The organism is Gammaproteobacteria bacterium (assembly GCA_022450155.1).
Lineage (GTDB): Bacteria > Pseudomonadota > Gammaproteobacteria > Arenicellales > UBA868 > REDSEA-S09-B13.
Window position 1 is genome coordinate 1 of sequence record JAKUQR010000010.1, and the last position, 20,237, is coordinate 20,237.

General features: G+C 55.9%; 23 protein-coding genes. 17 read left to right on the top strand and 6 right to left on the bottom strand.

Annotated elements, in window-relative coordinates:
* Together MK323_07265 and MK323_07270 are read left to right on the top strand one after the other, a co-directional pair.
* On the top strand, window positions 1–525 hold a 525-nt coding region (locus tag MK323_07265; GenBank protein MCH2481959.1), incomplete at its 5' end, for an SAM-dependent methyltransferase.
* A 22-nt stretch (window positions 526–547) separates the two neighbouring features.
* Window positions 548–865, top strand: coding sequence for a non-heme iron oxygenase ferredoxin subunit (locus MK323_07270; protein ID MCH2481960.1), 318 nt, complete (start codon window positions 548–550; stop codon window positions 863–865).
* Window positions 866–875: 10 nt separating this feature from the next.
* Here the strand turns inward: MK323_07270 and MK323_07275 are convergent, their stop codons facing one another.
* Window positions 876–1,529 (bottom strand): LON peptidase substrate-binding domain-containing protein, encoded by a 654-nt coding sequence (locus tag MK323_07275; GenBank protein ID MCH2481961.1) that lies wholly within the window; start codon window positions 1,527–1,529, stop codon window positions 876–878.
* Between the two features lie 180 nt (window positions 1,530–1,709).
* Here MK323_07275 and MK323_07280 point away from each other — a divergent pair, with 180 nt between their 5' ends.
* Together MK323_07280 and gluQRS are read left to right on the top strand one after the other, a co-directional pair.
* On the top strand, window positions 1,710–2,288 hold the full coding sequence (locus MK323_07280) for a hypothetical protein (GenBank protein MCH2481962.1): 579 nt from the start codon (window positions 1,710–1,712) through the stop codon (window positions 2,286–2,288).
* Window positions 2,267–3,232 carry a tRNA glutamyl-Q(34) synthetase GluQRS gene (gene gluQRS / locus MK323_07285; GenBank protein MCH2481963.1) on the top strand — a complete coding sequence of 322 codons (966 nt, stop codon included), beginning with the start codon at window positions 2,267–2,269 and terminating at the stop codon, window positions 3,230–3,232. Before MK323_07280 ends, gluQRS begins: the two co-directional genes overlap by 22 nt.
* Window positions 3,233–3,247: 15 nt before the next feature.
* Here the strand turns inward: gluQRS and MK323_07290 are convergent, their stop codons facing one another.
* Window positions 3,248–4,168: a bifunctional enoyl-CoA hydratase/phosphate acetyltransferase gene (locus MK323_07290; protein ID MCH2481964.1), complete on the bottom strand. Its 921-nt coding sequence runs from the start codon at window positions 4,166–4,168 to the stop codon at window positions 3,248–3,250.
* Between the two features lie 275 nt (window positions 4,169–4,443).
* On the opposite strand from MK323_07290, the gene MK323_07295 reads away from it, so the two are divergent.
* Window positions 4,444–5,292 (top strand): pirin family protein, encoded by an 849-nt coding sequence (locus MK323_07295; protein MCH2481965.1) that lies wholly within the window; start codon window positions 4,444–4,446, stop codon window positions 5,290–5,292.
* Between the two features lie 83 nt (window positions 5,293–5,375).
* Window positions 5,376–6,293, top strand: a complete 918-nt coding sequence (locus tag MK323_07300; protein ID MCH2481966.1) for a DMT family transporter — start codon at window positions 5,376–5,378, stop codon at window positions 6,291–6,293.
* A 71-nt stretch (window positions 6,294–6,364) separates the two neighbouring features.
* On the opposite strand, the gene MK323_07305 is transcribed toward MK323_07300, so the two are convergent.
* Window positions 6,365–7,489, bottom strand: a complete 1,125-nt coding sequence (locus MK323_07305) for a serine/threonine protein kinase (GenBank protein ID MCH2481967.1) — start codon at window positions 7,487–7,489, stop codon at window positions 6,365–6,367.
* A 191-nt stretch (window positions 7,490–7,680) separates the two neighbouring features.
* Here MK323_07305 and MK323_07310 point away from each other — a divergent pair, with 191 nt between their 5' ends.
* Window positions 7,681–8,463, top strand: coding sequence for a hypothetical protein (locus MK323_07310; GenBank protein MCH2481968.1), 783 nt, complete (start codon window positions 7,681–7,683; stop codon window positions 8,461–8,463).
* A 3-nt stretch (window positions 8,464–8,466) separates the two neighbouring features.
* Window positions 8,467–9,873: an amidase family protein gene (locus tag MK323_07315; protein ID MCH2481969.1), complete on the top strand. Its 1,407-nt coding sequence runs from the start codon at window positions 8,467–8,469 to the stop codon at window positions 9,871–9,873.
* A 12-nt stretch (window positions 9,874–9,885) separates the two neighbouring features.
* Here MK323_07315 and cfa read toward each other — a convergent pair whose 3' ends face one another.
* Together cfa and MK323_07325 are read right to left on the bottom strand one after the other, a co-directional pair.
* Window positions 9,886–11,040, bottom strand: coding sequence for a cyclopropane fatty acyl phospholipid synthase (gene cfa / locus MK323_07320; GenBank protein ID MCH2481970.1), 1,155 nt, complete (start codon window positions 11,038–11,040; stop codon window positions 9,886–9,888).
* Window positions 11,041–11,083: 43 nt separating this feature from the next.
* Window positions 11,084–11,293 (bottom strand): hypothetical protein, encoded by a 210-nt coding sequence (locus tag MK323_07325; protein ID MCH2481971.1) that lies wholly within the window; start codon window positions 11,291–11,293, stop codon window positions 11,084–11,086.
* Between the two features lie 160 nt (window positions 11,294–11,453).
* Between MK323_07325 and MK323_07330 the strand changes: the two genes are divergently transcribed.
* Genes MK323_07330 through MK323_07365 form a run of 8 tightly spaced genes read left to right on the top strand, consistent with a single transcriptional unit; the run spans window position 11,454 to window position 18,201 of the window.
* Window positions 11,454–11,807, top strand: a complete 354-nt coding sequence (locus MK323_07330; protein MCH2481972.1) for a RidA family protein — start codon at window positions 11,454–11,456, stop codon at window positions 11,805–11,807.
* Between the two features lie 40 nt (window positions 11,808–11,847).
* Window positions 11,848–12,621 (top strand): Asp/Glu racemase, encoded by a 774-nt coding sequence (locus MK323_07335; protein MCH2481973.1) that lies wholly within the window; start codon window positions 11,848–11,850, stop codon window positions 12,619–12,621.
* A gap of 24 nt (window positions 12,622–12,645) precedes the next feature.
* Complete coding sequence (locus MK323_07340) at window positions 12,646–13,356, top strand: glutamine amidotransferase (GenBank protein MCH2481974.1); 711 nt, start codon at window positions 12,646–12,648, stop codon at window positions 13,354–13,356.
* A gap of 9 nt (window positions 13,357–13,365) precedes the next feature.
* The gene (locus MK323_07345; protein ID MCH2481975.1) at window positions 13,366–14,604 is read left to right on the top strand and encodes a diaminopropionate ammonia-lyase; all 1,239 of its coding nucleotides are present in this window, start codon (window positions 13,366–13,368) and stop codon (window positions 14,602–14,604) included.
* Between the two features lie 11 nt (window positions 14,605–14,615).
* On the top strand, window positions 14,616–15,788 hold the full coding sequence (locus MK323_07350) for a Xaa-Pro peptidase family protein (protein ID MCH2481976.1): 1,173 nt from the start codon (window positions 14,616–14,618) through the stop codon (window positions 15,786–15,788).
* Between the two features lie 31 nt (window positions 15,789–15,819).
* Entirely contained in the window at window positions 15,820–16,506 is a 687-nt protein-coding gene (locus MK323_07355) for an SDR family oxidoreductase (GenBank protein MCH2481977.1), read from the top strand.
* Between the two features lie 3 nt (window positions 16,507–16,509).
* Window positions 16,510–17,211, top strand: coding sequence for an SDR family oxidoreductase (locus MK323_07360; protein MCH2481978.1), 702 nt, complete (start codon window positions 16,510–16,512; stop codon window positions 17,209–17,211).
* A 45-nt stretch (window positions 17,212–17,256) separates the two neighbouring features.
* Window positions 17,257–18,201 carry a hypothetical protein gene (locus tag MK323_07365; GenBank protein ID MCH2481979.1) on the top strand — a complete coding sequence of 315 codons (945 nt, stop codon included), beginning with the start codon at window positions 17,257–17,259 and terminating at the stop codon, window positions 18,199–18,201.
* 29 nt (window positions 18,202–18,230) lie between these two features.
* Here MK323_07365 and MK323_07370 read toward each other — a convergent pair whose 3' ends face one another.
* Entirely contained in the window at window positions 18,231–19,184 is a 954-nt protein-coding gene (locus tag MK323_07370; protein MCH2481980.1) for an arginase family protein, read from the bottom strand.
* A gap of 118 nt (window positions 19,185–19,302) precedes the next feature.
* On the opposite strand from MK323_07370, the gene MK323_07375 reads away from it, so the two are divergent.
* Window positions 19,303–20,208 (top strand): haloalkane dehalogenase, encoded by a 906-nt coding sequence (locus MK323_07375; GenBank protein MCH2481981.1) that lies wholly within the window; start codon window positions 19,303–19,305, stop codon window positions 20,206–20,208.
* Window positions 20,209–20,237 lie beyond the last annotated feature (29 nt).

Here is a 20,237-nt window from a genome sequence, read left to right on the forward strand (position 1 = left end):
TTCGGTCGGGGTGGTGAAGAGATTGCGGACCTGGTGCGTGAAAAAATCCCCTTCCAGGTCATACCCGATATAACCGCTGCATCGGGTTGTGCCGCCTATGCCGGTATACCACTTACCCACCGTGACTACGCGCAATCGTGTGTTTTTGTAACTGGCCATCTAAAAGATGGTCAGCTCGATCTCAACTGGTCTGCGCTTTGCCAGCCTGGCCAGACAGTGGTCGTCTATATGAGTCTGACCGGTCTTGAGACACTGTGCAGCGAGATGATCAAGCATGGCGCGGATGGAGATTTACCGGCTGCATTAATTCAACAGGGTACAACACGGAACCAGAAAGTCATTACAGGCACACTGGCGACCCTGCCTGGTACAGTAAGCAGCGGCGACATCAAACCACCCACTCTGCTTGTCATAGGCCATGTTGTCGGTTTGCACTCAGATCTTGCCTGGTACAACCCCGACGACTGTAACCCCGATACCGACACTGAAACAAACTTGCACGCGAAATCGGACTTTTCCAGATGAGCGGACAAGCGATACTCTGTCCATGACCACCGTCTGGCTGGATGTGGGTGCTGACACCGATCTTGAGCCGGGCGACATGAAAAGACTGGACATCGGCCGCGAGCCTGTACTACTTTCCAATGTCGAGGGGACAATCGTTGCTGTTGCCGATACCTGTACCCATGAAGACGCATCTCTCTCGGGTGGCGCACTCAATGGTGTTTTTGTTCGTTGCCCACTGCACGGCAGTAGATTCTGTCTGCTTGACGGCAAGGCTGTGGATGATCCTGCAGAGATCGACCTTGAGATTTTTTCTGTCAAGATCGAGCATGGGCGGATCCTGATACAAGTGCAGAGTTGATCCCGCCGGCTCAGTGTGCCTGAGTACCCGTGTCTCCAGAGAATCCGGCTCCAAACTCGCACAGTGCCTTCACCAGATGGTATCGATCCTCGACTACGGCAGCTTCGAGCAAGCCCTGCTTCTCACGCGGCGAAAAAGGCAGACTGCAGGCCAGTGTGTCGACCAACTCGTGCATTTCAAGCACTTCAAGAGACTTCCATTCAACACTTAAGTTCTGATGCTCGAGATAGACCTTTACCGAATCCAGGAGCAGCTTTTTTTCGAGTTGAATATCCTCAAGTACGGTGTCATGGGCAAAACGTTCCCAGCACACGTGTGCGCTTCGATAGCCGTGCCTGACTTCAAGTTCACTGCGGATATCAAACCGACAGACCCCGCCAAGCACAATCAGCAAGCGACCGTCGCGCGTCTCACTGAAACTGATAATTCGGCCGGCACATCCAGTTCGGTGTAGTTCCGGCTGTTCAGTGTCCGCACCAGGTAGGGGCTGGACCATGCCGATCAGACGCGCACCGGCCAGTGCATCCATCACCATATTCAGATAGCGAGGTTCGAAAATATTCAACGGGAGCTGTCCGTTCGGCAGCAGCAGTGCACCAGTCAACGGAAAAAGTGACAGCTCCTGGGGCAGATCCTCGAACTGAATTGCAAACGATCTGGTCATCGTAAATACCTCTACTTGATCTGCGATTGTAGCGTGAACGCTTGAAGATGCAGACCGTCCGGTAACGGTCTATGCCAGTATCGAGTTCGTAGATCGCAAAAGCATCTGTGGAAATTGATCACCATGATGTCTTGTATGATCTGCACCTGGCATCGGCACGTGGCTGGAGGACATTGAACCATGGCAGGTTTTGCTGTAATTGGTTTTGGCTCACTGATCTGGGATCTTGACGACCTGGCACCTCGCGTCGAGGGTCAATGGACGCTCTATGCCGGACCCCGGCTACCACTGGAGTTTTCACTCGTTTCGGCCAAGAGACGCCGCGGGCTTGCCCTGGTGATCGATCACGAACAGGGTCAGTCCTGTCCAAGCTGCATAATCAGTAGCCGGCGCAATACGATTGAAGCGGTAGTGCAGGACCTCGCTGCGCGGGAACGCACATCAGACCAGAAGATCGGTTTCATCGAACGTGATTCCGGGGCAGCCCGGTCATGTTCGGCAGCCACGCTGGCCAGCGTCCGGAACTGGCTGGTTAAATCTGACTATGCTGGTGCGGTCTGGACCGACGGTGTATCCAATTTCGAGTCTGTCCTGGGAGTCAAATTTTCGGTTGCCGCGGCTACAGCTCACTTGCGCAGCCTCGAAGGCACATCTGCGGCAGAGGCAAAGCGGTACATTACACTGGCCCCGGGAAAGGTGGATACACCTCTGCGCCGCGCTTTAGCAGGACAGCCCTGGTGGATCGAACAGCTCTATTGAGTTCCGTGTCCAATACCCCCTCGACCCGAACTATCGACTACGTCGGTCGGTTCGCCCCTTCACCAACGGGGCCCCTTCACTTTGGTTCTCTGGTCGCGGCTGTCGGCAGTTTTGCTGATGCACTGCACTGTGACGGGACCTGGCTGGTTCGAATCGATGATGTCGACCAGACCCGCAGCATAGCTGGGATGACTCAGACCATACTTCGGCAGCTCGAATCGTTCGGTTTCCAATGGACGCAAGCACCGGTACGGCAAAGCGCACGGAAGGACCTGTATCTGGAAATCATCGAACAACTGCTCGCTGAAGATCATGCATTTGGATGTCGCTGCACCCGCCAGGATGTGCTCTCAGCCGGGATACGAGGTACAGCTGGACCGGTTTATCCCGGCACCTGCCGGCACAATCAGCTGCCCCCCGGTTCCTATCGTACGGTCCGGATCAAGGCCGGTTCGGCACCGATACGGTTCAACGACCGCATTGCCGGAGACCTGCTGCAGGACCTGCTTCACGACGTGGGTGATTTTGTGGTCAAGCGCGCAGACGGGTATGCGGCTTACCAGATAGCGGTTGTGGTCGACGACCATTTGGACGGCATCACCGACGTTGTTCGAGGTGCAGACCTGCTGGCCTCAACACCCCGTCAGATACACCTCCAGCACCTTCTTGGTTACTCCACTCCCCGCTATGCCCATCTGCCCCTGGTAGTGGACTCTAGCGGCAGAAAACTCAGCAAGCACGATCACGACCGCCCCGTCGACGTAGACAAAGCGTTGCATTCTCTAGTCGCCGCATGGCGGTTTCTTGGGCAGAAGATACCCCAGCATGACCTAGGGGATGTTGAAGAATTCTGGTCTTTCGCTGCCAACCACTGGTCTATTAAAGCGATCCCGGCTACTGGTCATTATTTCGAATCTGCCGAAACTCAAAAACCTTTGCTTTGAACCCGGCTTTGTTGCTCAGGCAGTTTTGCTGGCGACCACTGCCCCCAATGCCGCACTGGCGAGTCGCGCAGCAGGCGGATCGGCCCGACTGGTCAGAAGAATAGGCACATCGGCACCCAGCACGATGCCTGCCGCGCAGGCGCCCATGAAGTACACCATCATTTTAAACAGTGCGTTTCCTGCTTCGATTGTCGGCACAACAATAATATCTGCCGCACCGGCTACGACATGTGAGATACCTTTGAGACGCGCCGCCTTTTCAGACACGACGTTGTCAAATGCCAGTGGGCCATAAACGTCAGCAGCCATCTCCAGATCGGCACATCGCTTTGTGATTTCCTGGCAATCCACGGTTACCGACATGGCGGAGCTAATCTCTTCTGACGCTGCCAATAGAGCCACCTTGGGTCTGCCGTTCCCCAGTGCGTGGCTGAGGTCGACTGCATTCTGAATGATTGAGATTCTCGCCCTGACATCAGGTGCCACATTGACAGCGCCGTCGGTGATCATAAGTACACGGTCGCTGCCCAGCACGGTCATGTGAAAAACATGGGAGAGTCGTCGTCGACACCTCGGTCCGGTCCGGCGGCTGATCAGGGGTCGCATAAAGTTATCCGTGTGAATATGGCCTTTCATAACCATATGGACTTCGTTGGCGCGCGCCAATGACGCACCAGCCTCCCCCATGGCCTTCTCGTCAGGTGTGGAGATGATCTCGTGGTGGTTGATATCGAAACCGATTTCATCGCCTATTTGTGCAAGAATGCCCGGTTCACCAATCAGTACAGGATCAATGATCCCGGCATCAACCGACGCACGTACGCTCTCTAAAACGACCCGAGCACCTGTTCCCACAATCGCTGTCTTAACCGGAGGACAATTCCTTGCCTTTTGCAGCAGATAGTCTGGGCATGTCACTACTTCGGGGCTCAGCACGTTATTCTCCTTCAATACCACCAGGGGTTGGCCCTGACGGTAAACTATCATATTCGCCAGCACACCGGACGCCTGCAATCCAGTGTTAGAACAAATTCCTGGGTTACCCTTTCTCCACAGACCGATGCCGAACACCGATAGCATAACGGGCTATCTGGAAAATGGGTTACCCATTTTTACCTTGTCCTTGTTCATGTCGCCCAGAGATATAGCGCTGACCCAAGATCCCCCGCACAGCGAATCAGACCACACCACCAACCCCCAAGATCATCAGCGTGGGCAATAGACAAATCAGCCGTATCATTTCAGGACAAGCCACGGCCGACGGTGCCGGGGTGCGCCTGCGACGATATATCGGTTCCGCTGAATTAGATCAGATTGACCCCTTTTTGCTATTGGACTTTTTTGAGTCCGATAATCCCAACGACTACATCGCCGGATTTCCGTCTCATCCCCATCGGGGGTTTGAAACAGTCACCTACCTTTTGGCTGGAAAAGTCAGGCACGAGGATAACGCAGGCCATGGCGGAATCATTGAGACTGGTGGGATCCAGTGGATGACTGCAGGCCGAGGCATCATCCATTCTGAAATGCCGGAACAGGAACATGGGCGGCTGGCCGGTTTCCAGCTCTGGGTTAACTTGCCTGCGACCGAGAAAATGTGTCCGCCCGCCTATCACGAGTACCCCGCCAGTGAGATCCCCACAGAAATTCGCGACAACGGCACCACATTGCGGGTCATTACCGGCGCCACCAGCGCCCAGACGATCGGACCAGTACAAGGCGTCGCGACGGACCCGGTCTACCTGGATGTGACCCTGCCCGCTGACTGCACCCTGACAGAGCCAATGCCAAATGGGCATACGGCTTTCATATTTGTCATCGATGGCGAGCTCACCCTGCCAGATGGCGAGAACACGCCGGCATTGCTGAGTGCTACCCAGCTTGGCACATTGAGTAACGGCGCCGCGGTCTGTGTTACAGCAGGTGATGCCGGTGCGCGGTTTCTTCTGGTCGCAGCGAAGCCCTTAAACGAACCCATAGCACGCTATGGCCCATTCGTCATGAATACCCGGCATGAAATTGAACAGGCTGTAGCCGACTACAATGCTGGACGGTTCTAGACCTGTCAATCGCTCCTCAGGACGATATTCCAGCAGTCGCGAGCACCTGAGAATCATCGCCTGCACCTAAACCCGACTGCCTGATGCCAACAGCATCCCCGCACCGCCCAGTTGCCGAACGGTGGGCCATACCGATGATCGCCGGCAGCTGTGTGCTGATATCTGTCAACGGCCTCGTAATCAGGAGCTTTGACTCCGCCAGTGACTGGCAGATCATCTTTTACCGACAGGCTTTCTTTATTGCTGGGCTGCTGCTGGTCCTGATACTCCAATACCGTTCGAGGCTACCAGGGATGTTTCGTCAGGTTGGGTGGGCTGGGATTGGCGCCGCCATATCACTCGGGCTTGCAAATCCAACCTTCATCATGGCGCTCAGTCATACGACCGTCGCCAGTGCCTTATTTACGATTAGCGCGTCGCCACTGATCACCGCCGTCTTGGCACGAATATTTCTTAAGGAACACATCTCGCGCCCAACGATGGTTGCCATTATCGTCGCGATGATTGGGATCAGTATCATGGTGAGCGACGGTATTCTGTCTGGCTCGATCTTCGGGAACCTGCTGGCTCTACTGTGCGCATTCTTTTTTTCGACCTTTGTGATCTTCCTGCGTGTCGGCAAAGACAGAAACATGCTTCCAGCCAGTGTCATGGGTGCGATCATCGGCGGGTTGATCGGGCTGGTCGGGTGTGAATTCGACTTTAGGGTATCTCTGCATGATCTCTCGCTCTTCTTTTTGTGGGGTGCAGTCATCGTCACAATAGTTCATTATTTCTTCACTCTCGGCTCTCGTTACATCACAGGCGCCGAAATTATGCTGATCACTTTGATCGAATTTACTCTGGGACCCATCTGGGTATGGCTGGTGTTTGGAGAACAACCGACGCGAATTGCTTTGATCGGAGGATTGATCGTACTCAGTGCAGTCGCAGCACGTGCTCTGCTCATGATGTATGAGGACCGAAGCACCCGTCACCTCAGCGCCACACGTCTTCCTTAGATATCTGCCAACCAGCCAGGTGCCCTTATATCCCCATTGCAACATTCCAAAGGCAGCAGCGATGATGCCGACTAGATCTGTGTTCCAGGCACCTGCTTAGGAAAGTAATCTTCACAGTTGCCCTCTCGCAATACATCCCCCGTGGCGCAGTGCAGGCCACCGCCGAACGGATACGCATCGCGAAATTCCACCGGCAGCACATTGAATCCCAGGGCATCGAGCTGCTCAATCTGGTTCACTTCGCTGGCCTCGACAATCACTGTGTTGTGATCAAGTATCAGGACATTCATGGACAACCAGACGCTGGAATAGCACAGTGGCGGCGGTGAGTCGTGGGCCGGTTGTGCGGCGTCGATAATCTCCCAGTCATTGGCTTCAAAGATCTTTCGCTGCTTTTCCGGCAGTTTCCTGTTGGGATTATTCATCACCAAACCCGGCCTTAGCGGTACGAAAGTCGCGTCGATATGAATCGGGTAGGGGTCACCAGGAAAATTCACTGTATGAACCCGGTGTGCCGGATAATGTCGCTGCAGCCACTGCATTCCCCGCCGGTTGGTGGTCAGCCCGTGCTGGCAGAACAGGTCTTTGCCAATTCTCAGCACATCGGCGGCATCAAACAGCGGTTCGTGTTCGGTGGTCACGAAATCAAGGTTCGCGGTACGCTCGAGCCGTTCTTCAATGGTAATTTCCTCAAAATATCCTGCTTTATAAGCCTCATCAGCCAACCGGGGTCGTGGCGCCTGCTCCCAGCGAAATTCCGTATCTTCGTCGAAATATTTCTGCATCAGACTGTGGTAGGCCAGGTATTCCCAGAATCGGCAGCGAAATGACATCGGTGCCGAAAGAATTTCCTTACCAACGGTCAGCAGCACATCACGCGGTGGCATACAGCCAAAGGAGGAACCTGTCGAAAAATCCGGCGTCATGACAGCCTGGTTCCACTGAAGCGGTTGCGGACGATCGACCCGGACACCTCGAGACTCCAGCAGTGCAGCGAGGGTATTGAGCTGGACATTCGCACGCTCCACGGTCTGCTGGGGCCGCGGCCCCCACATCCCCCGCATGTCACTGTCTTCGGGAATTTTCGCTTCCGTTGCCGGTTCAGTCGGGGGGATACAGGTAAAATCTGCACGCCCCACAATAGCGTGTTTTAATGGATCGAAATCATTCCACGAACTGACGACCGTGTTTTCCATCTGTTGATCTCCCGTACAGTCACTGACTGGTCCAGTGATTTAAAAACCCAAAACTCTCAATCTGAGCCAACTATATAGCGATGTGTTCTGCTTCACCAGATTGATGATCACTCTTTCGGAACCCAGCACCGGGGCCTTGCAGCGTGCTTTCAAGTTGTATACCGTGCTGCTTATCCGAGGAGAACTCACCAGTGTATGACCCCCTTCCCGCTGCAAGACTGATCTATGATGCACGCCTACCCGGGCAGAGCCTGGCAGCCCTGCCTGACAATATCATACCGGTCAGTCTCGACCAGGCCTATGCTGTTCAGTTCACACTGTGCGAACTATTGATCCCGAACCAGGGCCCGGTCCAGGGATATAAAGTCGGCTGCACCAACGCCAGCGCACGCAGCATGCTGGGCATAGACAGTTGCTTCTCAGGACGTTGTTTTGAAAACGACATCAAACACGCGCCGGCAATAATCAACCACAGTGACTATCACATGGTCGGGATTGAGCCGGAAATTGCGGTACGGGTCGGCCAAGACCTGACTCCGGGAGACCCCTGGACTGCCAGACGCGTCGCCGACCTGACCTCAGAAGTAATGCCATCGGTCGAGCTTGTTGAAAGCCGCTTCTCTACCTGGCCAAAGATGGGGGCATTTTCAGCGGTGGCTGATAACGGCGTACATCGTGAATTGATTCTCGGTGATCCGGTGTCTGACTGGTCACCGGAAAGCGTCAACAGTACCGAGGTGACCCTTTTGGCGAACGGTCAACGTGTCGAGCAGGGACATGCCATGAACGTTGACAGCGGCCCTTTTGGTGTCCTGGCCTGGTTGGCCAACCATCTGAACGCACAAGGTGACGTTCTGATTGCCGGTGACATTGTGACCACGGGCGTTCTGACGAATATCTATAACGCCACGCCGGGTCAACAGCTCGTCGCGGACTACGGATCTTTCGGCGCCCTTAAGATAGAGGTCACGTAACCCATGAGTGAAGAACTGATCAGATCCAGCGCCCGAGACATACGGGCGCAGCTCAAAAACAAAGCAGTCAGCAGCGCTGAACTGCTCGATGCGCTCGAGGCACGGATCGCGAAAATCAATCCCATCGTCAACGCCCTGCCGACACTGTGCTTCGACCGGGCTCGAAAGAATGCAGCCACTCGGGACTATCAAAGCTCTGCACTGCAAGGTATGCCCATTGCGATCAAAGATCTGCTGCCAGTCGCTGGCGTTCGCACCACCTGGGGATCGATGCTCTATGAACACCACATACCCGACACCTCCGATCTGCTGGTAGAACGCCTGGAATCCTCAGGGGCTGTGGTCTACGCCAAGTCAAACACCCCCGAATTCGGTGCCGGTGCCAATACGTTTAATGATGTTTTTGGCGTTACCCGGAATCCGTGGAATACAGCGCTGTCCTGTGCCGGTTCCTCCGGAGGTTCGGCTGTCGCGCTGGCGACGGGGATGGCGTGGCTTGCCAGTGGTTCAGATCTGGGCGGGTCGCTGCGAAACCCTGCCAGCTTCTGCGGCATCGTGGGATTTAGACCCAGCATTGGCCGAATCCCGACCAACCCGGGCGACATGGCGTTTTATCGGCTCAGCGTGGAAGGACCCATGGCCCGAACCGTCGGCGACGTTGCCATGCTGCTCGATGTGATGGCCGGACGTGACCCCCGAGACCCGCTGTCCGTCACTCGCCCTGAGCAGCGCTTTGAGGCCATGGCTGAAGCGCGAACCGTGCCCAAACGGGTCGCCTTTTCACCTGATCTAGGGGTCACACCGGTGGACCCGGAGATCGCCAGTATTTGCCGCCGTGCTGCCCAACGATTCGAGGACATGGGGGCGACTGTCGAAGAAAACCATCCGGATTTTTCCGACCTGCAGCACGTATTCCACACTTTTCGCGCGCTCGGGTTTGCGGCACGCCATGGCAGTCAGCTGGACAAACAGCGCTCTGTGCTTAAACCTGAGATCGTCTGGAACGTAGAGAAAGGTCTCTCGCTCACTGGTGAGGAGATCGCCCGCGCTATGAGCGCACGGGCTGCGATCTATGCCAGGGCGCAAGTTTTCTTCCAGGACTACGATCTGCTGATTTCACCGGCCACGATTGTCCCTCCGTTCCCAGTTGAGCAGCGCTACGTCGAACGCCTGGGCGAACACGAGTTTTCAAACTACATTGAGTGGTGCTCAATCGCCTATGCCATCACGGTTATCGGTGCACCAGCAGTGTCGATCCCCTGCGGATTTACTTCGGCTGGCCTACCGGTCGGCCTGCAGATTGCCGCAGCACCGCTTAATGAGGGACCTTTGCTGTCGGCGGCACTGCTTTTTGAGGAAGCAGTTGATCTAACATCCGGGTTGCCGATCGATCCGGTCACTGCCCACTGAATCCGCCCGGGTTCAGGGATTTAGCCCTGCTGTCAGCCACCGATCTGCAAGATAGCCACCTTCTATACCACCGGCTGACAAGACCACCTGCCAGAGCTGATTATCTCGCGCCCTGAAACTGCCGGCGCTGGTGAGCAGGTAGTAGTCGAACATTCGCTTGAACCGGTCACTGTAACGGCTCTTGAGCTCAGGCCACGCATCATTGAAATTTCTGTACCAGGCCATCAGTGTAGGATCGTAATCCGCGCCAATATTGTGCCAGTCTTCGATGATAAACAGACCGTCACAGTTGTTGACGATACCCCGGGGCAGGGGCAGTACACTGTTGGGGAAAATATACTTCTGTGTCCAACGGTCATACGCATAGTGACTGTCGCCGGCGCCGATCGTATGCAGTAGAAATATCCCACCCTCCGCCAACAGGCTGCGCAACACCCTGAAATAGGTTCGGTAGTTCTTTTGACCCACATGCTCGAACATGCCCACCGAGACTATCCGATCATAGCAACCGCTCAATGACCGGTAGTCAATCAGTTCAATGGTCACGGGTAGATCACGGCAGCGGTTCTGTGCCAGCTCTGCCTGTTCCTTGGACACGGTGATCCCAGTGACTTCAACACCGTGACGTTCCGCCATCCACCACGATAAACCACCCCATCCACAGCCAACATCGAGCACCCGCATACCGGGTTCGAGCTGGAGCTTGCGGCAGATCATCTCCATCTTGTGTTCCTGGGCCTCACCCAGGTTCCGTGCAGATGCCCAGTAACCGCAGCTGTAGTTCATGTGGGTATCGAGCATGGCTTCAAAAACGTCGTTGCCTATATCGTAGTGTTTTTCCCCCACCATAAATGCCCGTTGCACACTCTGCAGGTTGAACAACCTGCAAAAAATGGAAAAAACAACAAACCGCCAATTGTTGCGAATCGAATGATGGAGTCCCGAACGCAGAGTGCGGCAGACCAATTCGTCCAGTTGTTCACAGTCCCACCAGCCGTCCATGTAGGCCTCACCCAAGCCCAGGGTTCCATCCCGCAGGACCCGCCGGAACAGGCGTTCGTTACTGACCTTGATATCCGAGCTATTGGCGCCATTGAGCGTGATATTGGCCGGTGCCAAAAGCTGCTCGAAATAGCTGAAGCCTTTTGGGTCGGTCTTATGGGTCAACTGAGGCAACATAACTCCGGATCAGACGATCCACTCAGTACCGCTATCCACGGGGACCTGAGCGCTCGTGGCCCGGTTGAAATTCGGACCGGCCATGGCACAGACCACCGCCACGACATCCTGTGTCCCAACTTGGATTTAATTGCTGTTTAAGGTCCAGGTCCTGTCCGATCAGTCGAGAAGAATAGATCCGCAGTGCCAGAAGGTCTTCCCTACAGGCTGCAGCCTGTGACGTGTTCAATAGATTTTTCATCGGTCAGGTCTGGAACGCACACAGGTGAAGGTTAGCGCAGTACCGTCCCGGAGTGCAAAGACTAACCGTTATTTACTGAACCTCCAACTGGCTGTCGGCGCTAGAATACCTGCGGCGCCCGTGCTGGGGCAGCTGAAATGGCAATCAGGAGAAATCACCCATGAGTATCCGCAGAATTGAGACCGGCGAACGAATGAGTCAGACGGTCGTACATGGCAACACAGTCTACACCGCAGGCCAGGTTGCCAGAACTGCAGCAGGTGCTTCGGTCACTGACCAGACCCACGCAGTACTGGACCAGATCGATGCACTGTTGGCCGAAGCCGGGACGGACAAGTCAAAACTAATTTCCGCCACCATCTGGATCAGTGACATGTCGACCTTCAATGAGATGAATGCGGTCTGGGACGCCTGGGTCAGTCCCGGTAATACGCCAGCGCGCGCCTGTGTAGAAGCCAAACTGGCGTCACCTGATTTTACGGTTGAGATTGCGGTGATAGCGGCTGTAGACTGAATCGTCTGTCACAGCAGGAATAACGACTTAGCAGTATCTTTTGAACGACAGTGTCGACATCCTTTCGATGCCCTGCGTGCTTGACGAGGGCATCGCCAGTAGAGCGCGTATTGGGCTTGTTGTTCTGGCTTCTGACCACACGGTGGAACATGAATTCCGCCAGGTCGTCACGATGCCCGGCGTTGCTGTCTACCAGACACGTATTCCCAACTCTCCCAAGATCACGACACACTCTCTGCGGGCCATGGCCGGCGATATTGCTGGCCAGGCGTCAGTCATTCTCCCGGGTGTAGAGCTGGATGTACTGGCCTACGGCTGTACGTCCGCATCGATGGTGCTCGGTGAAGACCGTGTCTTCGAACTCATCAAGAAAGGACGGCCCGAGGCACGACCGACAACCCCGATTACCGCAGCCTTCGCCGCTTTCCGCGCTTTCAGGAGCCGCCGCATTGGCGTGGTCACCCCTTACAGTGAGGACATCAATCGGATTGTCCGGCGATACTTCATTGACAACGGTCTTAAAGTCCCGGTTTTCGGGTCGTTCAACCAGACCGATGACAATCGAGCATCTCGTATCAGCGCTGACAGCATTCGGGATGCCATTATGAAGATCGGAAGCCACACCGAGGTCGAGACCGTTTTTCTCTCCTGTACCAGTCTCAGGCTCACTGACACCGTACACGATATCGAGTCTCAACTCGGCAAGCCGGTAACCTCGTCTAACCATGCCTTGATCTGGCACGCCTTGAGGCTCGCGGGAGTGAGTGAACCCATCAACGGATATGGCTCGCTGTACCAGTTGCCCGCACACTGAACCTGATCCAGGATCGACCTACAGATGGGTCAGCGCATTGTCTTCATAGAGCATGAATCCGAACCTCGGGATGACAGGGCATCTAGATATCTTGCCGACCGGGGGTTTGCGATCGCCTGGTTCCAACCGTTCAAAGGGGAGCTTTTGCCGGATATAGATCCAGAAATTGCTGGCGTGGTTGTTACAGGTGGCGGTGCCCAAATCGATCAGATCGAACAATCACCTTATCTGTACAGCGAGGCCCAGTGGATAGAGCAGTGTCTGAAAGCTGATGTACCGGTGCTTGGGTTGTGCCTGGGTGGTCAACTCCTGGCCCATGTGCTGGGTGCGCAGGTCGCACCCCGGGATGATGGCCTGCAGGAATTCGGTTACTACACCATTCAGCCCAACGATTCGGAAAAGCCATTCGTGCCGCAGGACTTTAACGTCTTACAGAACCATAGCCGGGGGTTCGAAGTCCCCGATGGGGCAACGCTACTCGCCCGTGGAGAACTTTTCCCAAACCAGGCGTTCTGTTACGGTGGTAACGCCTATGGACTACAGTTCCATCCCGAGGTGACTTCCACCATACTTCTTAAACGCTGGCATGAGGCAGATTGGGCCCCCTGGAATCAACCCGGCACTCAGAGCAGGACGGAACAACAAAAGCTGGCGCCACGACACGATCCTTTGATTGGTAGCTGGTTTACCACTGTTCTAGATCGACTATTCCCAAAAGCATTAGTGACTTCTTGAGGTTGTTCAATGACGAAAGAAAGGTTACTCGCTAAAACGCTCAGGGCTGAAATAACTGCACACTACTGCAACCCTAACGCTCTGCGGGGACAACCCCGGCCGACAAGGGTGGATTCAGCGCTGGATGACCAAACCTGCTCACGCGCACGAGCGTCGATCACATCATGGTCAAACTACGCGCCTACGCCATTGCACCCCCTCCCTGCCCTGGCACATGAAATCGGCATCGGGCAACTTCTCTACAAGGATGAAGCAACCCGGTTTGGGTTGGGCAGCTTCAAGGCACTGGGCGGCGCTTACGGAGTACTGCATTGTGTGGCCCAAGAAATTTCCGTGCGCAGCAGTACACCGACTGATATTGATGCTTTGATGACGGGACAGTTGAGCGAAGCCGCCGCCGAAATCACTGTGGTCACCGCAACGGATGGTAACCATGGACGATCGGTCGCCTGGGGCGCCGGAAACGTCGGCTGCAAATGCGTAATCTACATGCACGCAGAAGTAAGCCCCGGCCGCCAGAGCGCAGTCGAGGCGTTCGGTGCCGAGGTGGTGCGTGTGCCGGGGGATTACGGAGAATCTGCGCGCCAGGCAGCACAGGTTGCAGCAGAGAACGACTGGCTGCTCGTCTCTGATACTGCCTGGAGTGGCTACACTGAAATCCCAAGGGCAATCATGGCCGGGTATACCGTCATGAGCAGTGAAGCGATGGACCAGTTGCCACCAGCCACCACACCGACCCATGTGTTTGTTCAGGGTGGATGTGGTGGACTGGCCGGGGCCGTCTGCACTGACCTGTGGCACCGATACGAATCCCGGCGACCCCGATTTATTGTAGTTGAGCCGGTGCCGGCGGACTGCCTGTTTCAGAGTGCCGTGGCCGGAGCGATGGTCAATATTTCGGTCACACGGGAGAGCGTTATGGGCGGCCTCTCCTGTGGAGAAGTGTCGCTGCTGGGTTGGGATATCCTCGAAGCAGGCGCTGACCATTTTCTAACCATCGAAGACGATGCAGTGGGTCCACTGATGAAACAGCTTGCGCAAGGCACTGGTGATGATCCTAGAATCGTGGCCGGCGAAGCTGCAGTCGCGGGGCTCGCCGGCTGCATCGCGGCCTGTGCCGACACGGACCTGTGCCAGACACTCGATCTGAATGAACACAGCACCGCGCTGGTGTTTGGGACAGAAGGTGCGACCGACCCTGCCGTTTACCGCCAGTTGGTGGGTACGGCTGCCGACGACCTGCTTTAGTCGAGTAAATCGTGTCGAATCACCCCATGCCAACCCGCGGCTTCCCGACCATTGAGTTCGAAACCCGTACAAGCTCTGCTCAGCAGGTGATGCACGATGCTCAACTGGACGCACTGCTCGTGACAACGGAACCTGAGATTCGTTATTTCACTGGTTTTCAAACACAGTTTTTCGAAAGCCCTACCCGACCTTGGTTTCTGATCGTACCCGCCGACGGAAAGCCGATTGCGGTGATCCCAACGATCGGAGAAGCCGGCATGGCTGCCACCTGGATTGACGAGGTCAAGACTTGGCCATCGCCCACACCCGAAGACGACGGTATCTCGCTGCTGGCTGCGACCGTCAATGCCCTGCCGACCCGTTTCGGCCGACTCGGTCTCCCACTCGGCCAGGAAAGCGTGCTCCGGATGCCGGTTCGCGACAGCCGGGTGCTGGCGGACAGCGTGTCACTCGAAATGGTCGATTGTGCACCGCTGATGCTCCGACTGCGCTTCGTCAAGTCGGACCTTGAAATTGAAAAGATTCGATTTGCCTGTGAGATCACTTCGGACGAATTCGAAGCACTGCCGGCGATTGCCGCACTCGGCGAGTCGGAACGCGAGATCAGCCGTCGGATGCGGATGAACCTGCTGGGGCGGGGCGCCGACAGCACGCCGTATCTGATTGCCGGCTCCGGTCAGGGCGGATACGACAACATCATCATGGGCCCGACGGATCGCTTGCTCGAAGACGGCGACGTTCTGATCATCGATACCGGCACCACCTTTGATGGCTACTTTTGCGATTTCGATCGAAATTTTGCCTTTGGCCATATTGCCGACGATACCCGCCGTGCCCATGAAACGGTTTACCGCGCGACGGATGCGGGTTTTTCAGCAGCTAGGCCCGGCATTACGATGGCGGAAGTCTGGGCTGCGATGTGGGAGATCTTGGAAGCGGGGGGTGCACTGGGCAACAACGTTGGACGCATGGGGCATGGCCTTGGCATGCAACTGACCGAATGGCCATCGATCAAGCAGACCGACCACACTGTGCTCGAGCCAGGAGCAGTGATTACACTGGAACCCGGGATGTCGTTTGCACCCGGCCGTCAGCTCGTCCATGAAGAGAACATCGTGATCACAGCCGACGGCGCTGATTGGCTCACCCATCGTGCTCCCGGTGACATGCCTGTCATCACCTGATACAACCCCGACTCCCAGTCGAAAATCAACTTTGCCCAGTGTACTCATTACCGGTGCGAGTCGTGGTCTTGGCCGTGAATTTGCGCGCCAGTACGCATACGCTGGCTGGACGGTGCACGCCGGTGTCCGCAATCTGCACCAACGTTCCGCCATCGAAGAACTCCAACACGAACAGATCATCTGCCACCAACTCGATGTTGCCAAGCACGACCAGATTCTTTCCGTTAACACTGAACTCGCCCAGGAACCGATAGACCTGCTCATCAACAACGCCGGTTTCTGGCTCGGAAAAGATGAGCACTACGGCCGCTGTGATGATGCACGATGGATGGAGGAGTTCCGGGTCCACATGTTCGGCACCATGGCCATGTGTGAGAGCTTTGTGCAGCAGGTGGCAGCGAGCAAGCGAAAGCTTATCGTCAATATATCCAGTGGTAACGGCAGTCTTACCCTAGAAAACGGCATCGGTGATTATCCGTACAACACCAGTAAGGCAGGCTTGAATCTGATCACTAAAGGATTGGCAGCAGACCTTAAACAACGGGGCATCACCGTTGTCTGTTTCACCCCGGGCTTTGTTGCAACGGACATGTCGGGGCCCGATGCGGATCTCACCCCGCATGAAAGCGTGAGCGCGATGCGCGCCATCATCGATACGCTCGGTCCTGAACAGACGGGCACTTTTTTGCGCTACAACGGTGAAACGGTGCCCTGGTAGGCCATGACAAACAAACGACTCTCTGTTGTCGTTACCGGTGCCAACCGCGGGATCGGGCTGGAGCTTGTGTCCCAGTATCTGACCGATGGCTGGCAGGTGCACAGCTGCTGCCGCGAACCCGAATTGGCAACGCAACTAGCAAGTCTGGCATCAAACTCAGCGCTGAGCATTCATCAACTTGACGTCGGCAATCCAGATTCAGTCGAGAACCTGGGGCTTGCACTGTCAGAACATTCGATTGATCTCTTGATCAACAATGCAGGTATTTATGGCGGTGAACGGCAATCCTTCGGTGACATCGACTATGAGCAATGGGCGCGGGTGCTTAACGTCAACACGTTGGGCCCCTACCGGGTCAGCACGGCACTGGCAGACCAAGTCGAGAACAGTGAACGGCGTCTGATAGTCAACGTCTCGAGCGCTATGGGCAGTATCGAGCAATATGCATCGGGCGGCCACTATATCTACCGCAGCAGTAAAACCGCACTGAATATGGTGACCGTCAACCTGGCCCATGATCTTCGCTCCCGTGGCATTACCGTCCTGTCAGTACACCCGGGCTGGGTACGCACAGACATGGGTGGCTCAAGCGCCGATATTTCAACCCCGACGAGTGCAGCCGGACTGCGTCAACTGATCGACGATGTATCGATCGTGGACAGCGGCCGATTTTTTTCCTGGGACGGTTCACCCCTGCCCTGGTAATCCCGGCGAACGAGGCAGGCTGGGCCCCATGTCAGAATCGGTGTTGTGACCGCGCTGCAAAACAAACCCCGAACTGACATATCTGCCGCTGACCTGGCAGACACAGTTTTTCTGATCAATCCGCTTGCCGGCAATGGCCGCGGACAAGAAACCTGGTCAATGCTGCTGGCGCACTTGCCTGAGCTGGGCAACACTCGATTGATCAAGAGCCGGAATCCCGCTGAGGCCTTGCAGAAACTCAATGAAACACTGACCGAAAATGTCCGCCGTCTGGTGGTCATTGGTGGTGACGGCAGCCTGCACTTGGCTGCCAACCACGTACTGAAGAACGGATACACGAAACAGGTCGCGTTAGGGCTCATTCCGGCAGGTACTGGATCAGACTACGCCAGGATCCTGCGGTTGTCAGGAGATCCGCTACAAGCACTCCACCAGATCTGCACTGCAGTACCCAGAAAAGTCGATGTCCTTCGTATCACGGGGGGGAACGGTGAGGTGCGCTACGCAATCAATACCTTCTCTACCGGTGTGTCTGGGTGGGTCAGTCGTCGCCTGGCTGGGTTAGCAGTCAAGGGATCTGCGGTGTATCTGCGTACCACCTTAAAGGCGTTTATCAGTTTCGAAGCCGTCGACTGCCGGGTAGTTGTTGACAACACACCCTGGTTTGAGGGTCCGCTGTATCTGCTGGCCATCACCAAGGGGAGTCACTTTGGCCAGGGCATGCATATCTCACCCCGCGCCAGTCTGGACAACGGTCTATGCGAAGTTGTTGCCGTGGAACCCATGTCGCGCTGGCGACTGCCGCTGCGACTGTGCCGGCTCTACCTGGGAAACCATCTTTCCGCCAGCTACGTGCACTACCGACAGGGCCGAACGGTTGTAATTGAACCTATTACCAACAATCCCGGATTCGAGATCGATGGAGAATCAACCGACGCTGCGTCAGTCACTGTGGAGACTGTGCCCGCGGCGCTGACCATGCTGGCGTAAACTGCTCGATCACCTGGCACATAATTCAGTCAGCGGCCTGTCGACAAATCGCACAAAAGCGCCAGGCACTGCACCATCACGGTTGCCGCCAGAAACGCCGTCATACCCCCTATGTCGTGCGGCGGACTGACGGTGTTCACATCGACTGCGACCAGATTCAACCCCTGCAGTCCAGTGATCAGCTGCAGTCCTTGCTGTGCAGTCGCACCGCCGAAGGTTGGTGTACACACACCGGGTGCACAGGATGGATCGAAAAAATCCATGTCAAAACAAAGATATACAGGCTTGTCGGCCAGAATTTTGTGGACCTCGCTCAGCACCGAGCCAAACCCGCGTGCATAGAGCGCCGCGCCGTCAATCAAACGATAGCCCATCTCGCGGGTGTGCTCAAAAACACCGGGAACGGTTACGGTACCGCGAGCGCCAATGTGAAAGGACTGCCGGGTGTCGATCAACCCTTCCTCAGCAGCCCGGGTAAAGGTGGTGGCCGTGTTATAACGCTGATGTTCATATTCACCGTCGCCAGGATAAGTGTCGGTATGTGCATCGATGTGAAGCACTACCAGATCGGAATACCGGCGATGCAGGGCCCGGAGCTGCGGCAACGTGACCAGACCGTCACCACCCATGGTCACGGGCACCGCGCCTGCCGACACGACAGTGGCTACCGCCTGCTCGATACTGTCCAGTGACGGCGTTATCACACCGGGTGTACAGGCCACATCGCCGCAGTCGACCACGTTGAGTCGCTTCAGGGGATCAAAATCCCACTGTGGCGGCTGGTAGGGCCGCACCAACGCGGATTGTTCGCGGATGGCTGCTGGGCCAAGCCTTGCGCCAATGCGGGTTGGATGTATGCCACAGTCAAATGGCACACCTAACACAGCTGCCCTGCTTTCTGATGCATCGCTGGAAAACGGCACGCCCATAAAGCTGGATCGAATTTCTAATCCGCTGTTCTGTTGATGCTCTGTCGATTCCATAATTTGAGCTGAAATGATTCTGCAAAACGCCGCACTCACACCTGTACGGACAGGGATGCTATTGTAGGCAAATCAACTGCTTCGTGTCCCAGCACAACCCATCTCCTGGAGATTTTTCATGGACCGTGTTTTGCGCACCCCGGACGACCGATTTCAGAACCTTCCGGGTTATGATTTCGACCCGCACTATGTAGAAGATCTGATCGGTTACGAAGGTCTTCGCTGTCATTATATTGACCTTGGCCCCAAGGATGCGGAGCAGACCTACTTGTGTCTTCACGGCCAACCCACCTGGCTCTACCTTTACCGTCACATGATCCCGGCCTTTCTTGAAAGCGGCGCTCGAGTGGTCGCACCGGATTTCTTCGGTTTTGGACGGTCTGATAAACCTGCTGATCAGAGTGTTTACACCTTTAACTTTCACCGCAACATGCTGCTGGCTTTCCTGTCGCGTTTTGATCTGACAGAACTGACTCTGGTCTGCCAGGACTGGGGCGGCATACTCGGGCTGACTTTGCCTATGGAAGCGCCCCATCGATTTTCCCGCCTGCTGGTCATGAACACAGCTCTAGGTACAGGGGATGCGCCGTTGGGCGACGGGTTTCTGGCCTGGCGCCAGTGGTGCCGCGACAACCCTGATCTGTCTGCAGGCAGGCTGCTCTCCAGAGCCTGTCCACATCTGCAAGCCGATGAGGTCGCGGCCTACGATGCGCCGTTTCCCGATAGTGAATACAAAGCAGGGGTACGCGCTTTCCCCGAACTGCTGCCGGAACAGCCGGACGACGAAGGCGCTGAACTCTCCCGCCGGGCAAGATCCTGGTTGGAAGACGAATGGCCGGGCGAGACATTCATGGCCATCGGCATGCGCGACCCGGTACTGACACCGAAGACTATGCACTACCTGCGGAAGAACATCCGCAACTGCCCGGACCCTTATGAAGTCGCTGAGGGTGGCCACTTTCTGCAGGAGTGGGGTGTAGATGTTGCAACCCGAGCGATTGCTGCTTGGTCGGCTGAAGCCTAAACCCGGCGCTAAAATCAAACCCTGTTAAA

Coding starts and splice junctions, on each gene's coding strand:
- MK323_07305 (MCH2481967.1), bottom strand. CDS start 7,489: ATGGAAAACACGGTCGTCAGTTCGTGGAATGATTTCGATCCATTAAAA.
- MK323_07340 (MCH2481974.1), top strand. CDS start 12,646: ATGGGTCAGCGCATTGTCTTCATAGAGCATGAATCCGAACCTCGGGAT.
- MK323_07360 (MCH2481978.1), top strand. CDS start 16,510: ATGACAAACAAACGACTCTCTGTTGTCGTTACCGGTGCCAACCGCGGG.
- MK323_07325 (MCH2481971.1), bottom strand. CDS start 11,293: ATGAAAAATCTATTGAACACGTCACAGGCTGCAGCCTGTAGGGAAGAC.
- MK323_07375 (MCH2481981.1), top strand. CDS start 19,303: ATGGACCGTGTTTTGCGCACCCCGGACGACCGATTTCAGAACCTTCCG.
- MK323_07345 (MCH2481975.1), top strand. CDS start 13,366: ATGACGAAAGAAAGGTTACTCGCTAAAACGCTCAGGGCTGAAATAACT.
- MK323_07370 (MCH2481980.1), bottom strand. CDS start 19,184: ATGGAATCGACAGAGCATCAACAGAACAGCGGATTAGAAATTCGATCC.
- MK323_07315 (MCH2481969.1), top strand. CDS start 8,467: ATGAGTGAAGAACTGATCAGATCCAGCGCCCGAGACATACGGGCGCAG.
- MK323_07280 (MCH2481962.1), top strand. CDS start 1,710: ATGGCAGGTTTTGCTGTAATTGGTTTTGGCTCACTGATCTGGGATCTT.
- MK323_07330 (MCH2481972.1), top strand. CDS start 11,454: ATGAGTATCCGCAGAATTGAGACCGGCGAACGAATGAGTCAGACGGTC.
- MK323_07275 (MCH2481961.1), bottom strand. CDS start 1,529: ATGACCAGATCGTTTGCAATTCAGTTCGAGGATCTGCCCCAGGAGCTG.
- MK323_07270 (MCH2481960.1), top strand. CDS start 548: ATGACCACCGTCTGGCTGGATGTGGGTGCTGACACCGATCTTGAGCCG.
- MK323_07300 (MCH2481966.1), top strand. CDS start 5,376: ATGCCAACAGCATCCCCGCACCGCCCAGTTGCCGAACGGTGGGCCATA.